The organism is Methanoregula sp. (genome assembly GCF_052325125.1).
Taxonomy (GTDB): Archaea; Halobacteriota; Methanomicrobia; order Methanomicrobiales; family Methanospirillaceae; genus Methanoregula.
Genome location: NZ_JBKQWO010000005.1, coordinates 1 through 7,000, shown reverse-complemented (window position 1 = coordinate 7,000; position 7,000 = coordinate 1). Strand labels below are relative to the sequence as shown.

The window sequence follows — 7,000 nt, the reverse complement described above, 5'->3', positions numbered from 1 at the left end:
CTCCTTTTTTGTTTCTGCTGGTTTTACTGCAACGTCAGCTGATTTTGAGGGAGCCGCAGCTGGTTTTGGCGGTTCCGGGCTGGCGTTCTTCTTGAATACACTTGATAGTAGTCCCATAATCCACTCCAATAGTTTCGAGTATTACCCGGATTGCTTTCGGAATCGCGTTTTTCACATCTTCTGAAAGCTCCATGTCAACGTCTGCATCTCCCTTTTTCAGGACCTTTGACCGTTGGCACAGGATCACTGTAGTATCGATTTGATCTCTGATACGACAGAGCTGGTCGGTACCATCCCATGAATGCGGGTCAATGTAGGCTCCTGGCTTTAGATCCTTCCCGGAGATTCTGGATATTGATCCAGGCTTTGCATTAAAATCTGAAATATCGACGACGATAAGTTTCTTGGTCACTTCTGGATTAAGGAAATTAAAAATAAAGTGCGGGGCTCCAGCGCCACCGTCCTGTATTGTTACATTGTCGGGAAGTGTGAGCTTCTCCATTTCCTCAATCACCGCGGGGCCAAACCCATCATCGCCAAACAGGGGGTTTCCGCATCCCACTATTACGATTTCCGAATGCAGCATCAGGTGACACTCACTGGATGAGCTTCTGAGCCACTAACTTGTTGTCTTCATCCAGTACGATCATGTGGGTTGCACATGACACACAGGGGTCGTACCCGCGCATGATAACTTCAGCAAGCTGCCATGGTGCACCGGTGAGGGCGGCACTGCAGGTCGCAAAGTTCCACGTGGTCGGGACGAGCATGCTGAAGTACTGAACCTTCCAGTCCTTGACGCGTGCAAGGTGGACATCGGTGCCGCGGGGGGCCTCGTTGGATGCCCAGCCCAGGGAGCCGTCGCCGTCGGGGATGTAATCTGCAACGACCTTGCCTGTTGTGTCAAGTGCGTCGATGCAGTCGATCATCTCGTATAGGCTGTCAGTGTACTCCATCTCACGGGCAACGTTTTGGCCGACCGTGCCTTTCTCATCGTAGCCCTTGTAGACTGCGAGACGTGCACGTGGGCCGACTTCAACGGGCTGGCCGTCGTACATCGGGATGCCGGTGCAGGCTTCCATCTGGGGGTTGACCTTGGTGCCGAGCTTGGTGGTCCCGCCAATGGGATACTTGGGCTCTTCGAGCGAGATTTCCATCTCACCCATGTACCAATCCCATGGCCGGACTTCCTTGAACCGGTTGATGTCCCAGCTGGGGCATTCTTCCAGGCTTGAGCTACCGTAGAACGCGTGGGTTGCGAGGTAGCCCTGGTTGTGGTACCCGAGGGTCTTGGGCAGGGGCACCTTCATGCCGCCAACGCTGACCGACTCGCGTGCCTGGTAGTTCCGGAGGACCGCGATCATGAAGTCCATCTGGGCCTTGGCAAGGACGAGTCCTTCCTTTGCGAGGTCGTACATCTTGATCTTGGCCTGCTCGGAACAGTTCCGGTACATACCACCGACACGGGTGTTTCTCGGGTGGATGCAGTCGCCGCCGGCGATCTGGCCAACAGTCTGGCCGATCTCACGGAGGCGCTGGATGCGCTTTGCAACGGTGCGCACCGGTTCTTCTGCCGTGAACGGGTTGATCTGCATCTCAGTACCCGGAATATACAGGTCGGGCAGGATCAGGATATCGTGCAGTGCAATGCTGTGCAGCCGGTTTGCGAGCTGCAGGATGTGACGGAGCATCTTTGCGTCCTTCGGGATCTCGCACTTGATGGATGCTTCCATCGCTTCGGTTGCCGCAAGGGTGTGGGCAATCGGACAGATACCACAGACACGGGATGCGATCTTCGGCACCTGTTCGGGGGTCTTGCCAACGGCAAGCTTCTCGACACCCCTCACCGGGGTAATGGAACACCAGTTACCCGTCTCGATGATACCCTGATCGTTAACCTTCAAGACAAGTTTGGAGTGTCCTTCATGCCTTGTGGTTGGGGAAATCTCTACAACTTTCGACAATATTATCGCCTCATGTTATGTTGAGTTGTTCGGATTGCAGTACAAAATTACTCTATACATCTCTCATCTCTAGAGATAATTGACCGTACAAAGTACGTTCAACTCTATCTACAACGAGCCATTTTATAACGTTTATTGTTTTAATTTCCCGGTACCAGAAAAGAGAATGCAAAGGGAAATTGGTCATTAAAATAAAAACGGTGCTAAAATTACCGTTTTTTTCCGGACGCGCCAGCAGGCCGAAAAAAATACAACTTTGTTATATTATCGGGTCATTATCATTATCCGTTTTGTATTTTTCAATCTGAAAGTTTCCGGTCGCCATTGAGCTCATCCAGCAGTTCTGCGAGCGTAGCCCTCCGTTCAGCGTACGCGTCATGCTGGTGGATGCTTTCCTCATTGGTCTGCTTGATGGTGACCACGGCATCGCCCGGAAGATAGTCAAATCCGGTCAGGACTTTTTTTGCCATCTCCCGTACGCAGTCTTCCACAAATCGTGGATTTTTGTGCGCGGCAAGCACCACTGCACTTTCGTCGCCGCGCTTGAGGAGCTCGTAGATACCAGAGCTCATGGACTCCTTGAGGATATGGATGATCTTTTCGAGGTCGACATGCTGGTCGTCATCGGTTTCGATGCAGAGGAAGCCCCGGCCCCGCTGGTTATGCGTGGCCATCGGGACTTCGGCAAAGAACGCGTCGATGGTCTTTTGGTCGATACCCAGTCCTTCAAGGACGTGGTTTGCCCGCTCTTTCATGATGTTCTGGGCACAGGGGCATGCGGTCATGCCCGTGACTTCGGCACCGATGCTTTTCCTCACGATCGGCTCGCGGAAGGTCCTTTTTGCAATGGCCCGCGCATGCACCTTGACTACCTCGTGGCATGTCGTGTGGCTCACCGGAGTCTCGCGCTTGACCATGAACTCGCTGCGCATGAGTACTTCCGTGCGATCGGCATACTCGTGACGGTCAAGCAGTTTGCGTGCCACCGCGCTGCAGAGGTTCTCGATCTCGTTGACCTTGCCGTCAATCGCCTGCTGGAGTACCTCATCGATCACCTCGAAGTTCCGGGACAGGTTGGCACCCTTCAGGCTGCCGGGCAGGTCCACGTAGACATCGAAGTTCGAGATAAAGACGACCGGCCTTTTATCGGGGCGGGTAACTTCCACGAGTTTTTTTACGTTTTTTACCCCGACCCGGGTGAGGTTGATCCTGACATCGGGCGATGTTGCCTGGACATCGGGCAGTTTCCCGCTGAACGGCTGATCCGGGGCGTTGTCCACTGCTGGGTGTTTAATAAGTCATCGCATCCATGCTGGTTTTGCAAGTGTGCTTCTTTAGTTTTTTTATATAATATTTATGTGCTTTGTTGCTGATATCAAAGGGATTGGATCATGATGAAGAAATACTATGAATCCGATGCCGATCTCTCGGTGCTGAAGGGCAAGAAGATTGCGGTGATCGGATACGGTTCGCAGGGACGCGGGCAATCGCTGAACTTACGCGACAGCGGCCTCGATGTGATCATCGGTCTGCGCAAGGGAAAGAGCTGGGACGCCGCGGCAAAAGACGGCATGACCGTTCTCTCCGTTGCAGAAGCGGCAAAGAAGGCTGATATCATCCAGATTCTCCTGCCGGACGAGCTCCAGGCGGCCGTCTACAAGAACGAGATTATGCCCCACCTCACCGAGAACAAGGTCCTGATGTTCTCCCATGGGTTCAACATCCACTTCGGCCAGATCCAGCCGCCGGCAAACATCGATGTGATCATGGTGGCGCCAAAGGGCCCCGGCTTCATGGTGCGGCGGCAGTACGAAGAGGGCAAGGGCGTACCCGCACTTATCGCCATCCAGCAGGACCACACGGGAAAAGCCCAGAAGACTGCGCTTGCATACGCCAAAGGGATCGGGGCGACGCGTGCCGTCGTCCTGGAAACCACGTTCCGCGAGGAGACCGAGACCGATCTCTTCGGTGAACAGGCAGTGCTCTGCGGCGGGGCTGCCTCGCTTATCAAGGCCGGGTTCGAGACGCTCGTCGATGCAGGGTACGCGCCCGAGATGGCATATCTCGAGGTCTGCCACGAGCTCAAACTGATCGTCGACCTGATTTACGAAGGCGGGCTTACGAATATGCGCCAGTACGTGAGTAACACGGCTCAGTACGGGGATATGACCCGGGGTCCCCGGGTAATCGGGCCTGAAGCCTACGAAGCGATGGAAGAGATCCTTTGTGAGATCCAGAGCGGCGAGTTTGCAAAGGAATGGATGCTCGAAAATATGGTCAACCGCCCGGTCTTTAACGCGCTTACGAAGGCTGACGAGGAACACCTCCTTGAAGAGACCGGCAAGGAAGTACGGGCCATGATGCCCCAGTTCAGAAAATAACCGTATCCTCTTTCTTTTTTCCCGCAATCTTTTTTTCCCGCCCCGGACGAAATGCCTGCACAGGCAAGGTGTGTGAAAACTTTTTGGATATGAAATACGTTCTATTCTGCATGAAGATCTGCATCATCTACCATTCCGAGACAGGGAACACCCGGCACGTTGCGCAGCATATCGCGTCCGTCACCATAGACAGCCGCCTCGTTGAAGTGAATGACCGTGCAGAGCACTCCGCGCTGACACGATTTCTTATGCAGTGCAAAGTGGCAGTGAGTGAAGATAAAACGCCAATCGAGCCATCCCGTCTGGATGTAAAGGAGTACGATCTTTTAGTTTTTGGTTCGCCAGTCTGGGCGTTCAAGCCGACACCGGCCATCCACACGATCATCGATACCCTGACCGGTTGTGAGAATAAGCGGGCGGTAGCGTTTGTCACCTGCGGCGGCCGGCCCGGACAGAGCAAGGAAGTATTCAAAAAATGGATCGAGGGTCGGGGCATGCGCTTTATGGGATTCGAATCCATCAACCAGCAGGATATCGAGGATGATGCAAAAAATGCCGGGGTTGTTGCCTTTGTGACGGCGGCCGCGCCAAAACTGATGTAATCTTCCAGTGGGACGTTAGCGACCTTTTTTGGGACCTCTTTTCTTTACCCCATTATGTCGTTGGATGTGTATTTTTTCACCGGGCGGATCTGGATCCGGTGCTTGAGAAAGACTTTTGCACCTACGCAACCCTTATAGTACACACGTATGACGGACTCTTATGAAGATCTCTTAAAAAATGCCTATTCCCATATATCAGAAAAAACCGCATCTTCGGAACGTTTTGTAGTCCCCGAGGCAAAGGCATACATTGAGGGCAAGACCACTATCCTTGAAAATTTCGCCGAGATCGCCGACACAGTCCGTCGCGACAAGGATCACCTGATGAAGTACATTCTCGGCGAGCTGGGGACGTCGGGAAAGATCGACGGCAACCGTGCGATCTTCAACGGGAAGTTCGAAATATCGCTGTTCCGGATGATCATCAAGAGCTACGTCGACGATTACGTCATCTGTTCCGAGTGCGGCAAGCCTGATACACGCCTCGTAAAGGATGACCGGGTTCTCACCCTCCGCTGCGATGCCTGCGGAGGTCACCGTCCGGTCCGGAAGCGCAAGGTAAGGACCGAACCGGTCTCGGAGAACCTTGAAGAGGGACAGGTCATGGATGTCGAGATCCAGTCGCTCTCAAAGCGTGGCGACGGAGTTGTGAAGATGGGCCGCTATATCATGTATGTCGCGAACGCGAAACCCGGCCAGAGCGTGAAGATCAAGATCTCACGGATCTCCGGGTCGATTGTCTTCACCGAACGGGCCGAATAGGTCTGGATCGACCGGGGAATGGGCGGCGAGGGAAGGCCGGGATAACCCCCTGTTACCCCTCCCTCTTCTATGCATCCAATCCGGGGTCAGTCCGGCCTCCGATTGGTGTCTGACCTCCCCAAAAGAAGCCCATATCGGGCTCCGTTTAAAAATAACCTCAAATAGGCCATATTTTTGAAATCGGACGAATTAAAACGATCTCATAGCGCGGTTTTAAGACCCGATTATTAGCCTTTATGGGTTTTGTATTGATAATAAAAAACGCGGCCTTTGCAGGGCTCCTATGAGGCGATAAAAGGCATTATATGGGGCTCAATTCAAGGTTATTTTGCCAAACGGGGCAAATATATTGCGACATTTCCGACCCAACAAAAACGGACAGTTTTACGGACCTGAATTTACTATTGAACGGGGATTTGAGAAGAGTTTCCTGCGATGGGGTGTATATCAGGATGAGACGTTTGGGGGACTCTTATTCTCTTTTCACAAAATCCCTGAAAAAACTATTTTTTAGAGTCCTGCAGGCTTGTGGCATTGAATAATGTGCAGATCTCCGGAGCCAGAAAAAGAATTTTAAGAACTATTGTGGGTGCACTTATTTCTGTTTTGCAAGGCCTTTGAGGAGTTCGTCGCAGTTACCGGAGAGTTTTTTGCAGGCCTTCTTTATGATGGTCAGGGGGTTTTTCTTCGCGTTCTTTGTGGTCACCAGCAGTTCAGGGTCTGAGAACTGGAACTCGATGGTGTATTTTGCGACATCTACGTCCGGATCGGTCAGGATTTCCTCGACAAGGGCGTTCATGAACGTATGACCTTCCCCCTGGATGACGAGTCGTGCCTTGTCTTTTTCGAGTTCAAGTACTTTTACAATCATGCACCTATGTTTGGGCACCTGTGAACTATTAAAGTATGGGTGAACGCGGTACGGTACCGTAAAAATTCTGTCCAACCTGTCCAGAATAAAAGGATACGTTTCCCAGGTGATTCGAATTATTCCGATGTAATGGGGGAGTGTTACCTTCCTCCCATGGGCGATGAACGCCGCTACTTCCGAAGGGGTGCCTCCCGTCGCGGATCAGTGACTATAAAATCACAAAAAAATTCCTTGCTTAACCATGCCTGTGAGAGGCCCTGAAGTGGGGACCCCTCACATATTTTAATGATTTTTTGCTCTGTAGAAATCCTAAATAAAAACGAGTTGTACCGACGACCGAAAGATCTAAGGTACAGCGTCTCCTTACTATGATGTGTCGTCATGTAAGGAGACAATTAAGAGATTGGCAAGCCGGAATAT

Annotated in this window: 7 protein-coding genes; 3 read left to right on the top strand and 4 right to left on the bottom strand. The window is 52.2% G+C overall.

Annotated features, from left to right (window positions below; all coding sequences use genetic code 11):
* Window positions 1-34 precede the first annotated feature (34 nt).
* The 3 genes from frhD to mptA all read right to left on the bottom strand — a co-directional run bounded on the left by frhD (window position 35) and on the right by mptA (window position 3,244).
* On the bottom strand, window positions 35-586 hold the full coding sequence (frhD, locus tag ACLQMU_RS01625; protein ID WP_422148828.1) for a coenzyme F420-reducing hydrogenase, FrhD protein: 552 nt from the start codon (window positions 584-586) through the stop codon (window positions 35-37).
* 10 nt (window positions 587-596) lie between these two features.
* The gene (frhA, locus tag ACLQMU_RS01620) at window positions 597-1,964 is read right to left on the bottom strand and encodes a coenzyme F420 hydrogenase subunit alpha (protein ID WP_422148827.1); all 1,368 of its coding nucleotides are present in this window, start codon (window positions 1,962-1,964) and stop codon (window positions 597-599) included.
* A 299-nt stretch (window positions 1,965-2,263) separates the two neighbouring features.
* Complete coding sequence (gene mptA / locus ACLQMU_RS01615; RefSeq protein ID WP_422148826.1) at window positions 2,264-3,244, bottom strand: GTP cyclohydrolase MptA; 981 nt, start codon at window positions 3,242-3,244, stop codon at window positions 2,264-2,266.
* A 111-nt stretch (window positions 3,245-3,355) separates the two neighbouring features.
* On the opposite strand from mptA, the gene ilvC reads away from it, so the two are divergent.
* The 3 genes from ilvC (at window position 3,356) to ACLQMU_RS01600 (ending at window position 5,709) form a co-directional block, all read left to right on the top strand.
* Window positions 3,356-4,345 carry a ketol-acid reductoisomerase gene (gene ilvC, locus ACLQMU_RS01610; RefSeq protein WP_422148825.1) on the top strand — a complete coding sequence of 330 codons (990 nt, stop codon included), beginning with the start codon at window positions 3,356-3,358 and terminating at the stop codon, window positions 4,343-4,345.
* A gap of 110 nt (window positions 4,346-4,455) precedes the next feature.
* Window positions 4,456-4,947, top strand: a complete 492-nt coding sequence (locus ACLQMU_RS01605) for a flavodoxin family protein (RefSeq protein WP_422148824.1) — start codon at window positions 4,456-4,458, stop codon at window positions 4,945-4,947.
* A 147-nt stretch (window positions 4,948-5,094) separates the two neighbouring features.
* The gene (locus ACLQMU_RS01600; protein ID WP_424040736.1) at window positions 5,095-5,709 is read left to right on the top strand and encodes a translation initiation factor IF-2 subunit beta; all 615 of its coding nucleotides are present in this window, start codon (window positions 5,095-5,097) and stop codon (window positions 5,707-5,709) included.
* A 595-nt stretch (window positions 5,710-6,304) separates the two neighbouring features.
* Here ACLQMU_RS01600 and ACLQMU_RS01595 read toward each other — a convergent pair.
* Window positions 6,305-6,580: a DNA-directed RNA polymerase subunit L gene (locus ACLQMU_RS01595; RefSeq protein WP_422148822.1), complete on the bottom strand. Its 276-nt coding sequence runs from the start codon at window positions 6,578-6,580 to the stop codon at window positions 6,305-6,307.
* Between the last annotated feature and the right edge of the window lie 420 nt (window positions 6,581-7,000).

Excerpts from the sequence above, each read along its gene's own strand:
- frhD (WP_422148828.1), bottom strand. The coding sequence starts at position 586 with ATGCTGCATTCGGAAATCGTAATAGTGGGATGCGGAAACCCCCTGTTT.
- ilvC (WP_422148825.1), top strand. The coding sequence starts at position 3,356 with ATGATGAAGAAATACTATGAATCCGATGCCGATCTCTCGGTGCTGAAG.
- ACLQMU_RS01605 (WP_422148824.1), top strand. The coding sequence starts at position 4,456 with ATGAAGATCTGCATCATCTACCATTCCGAGACAGGGAACACCCGGCAC.
- ACLQMU_RS01600 (WP_424040736.1), top strand. The coding sequence starts at position 5,095 with ATGACGGACTCTTATGAAGATCTCTTAAAAAATGCCTATTCCCATATA.
- ACLQMU_RS01595 (WP_422148822.1), bottom strand. The coding sequence starts at position 6,580 with ATGATTGTAAAAGTACTTGAACTCGAAAAAGACAAGGCACGACTCGTC.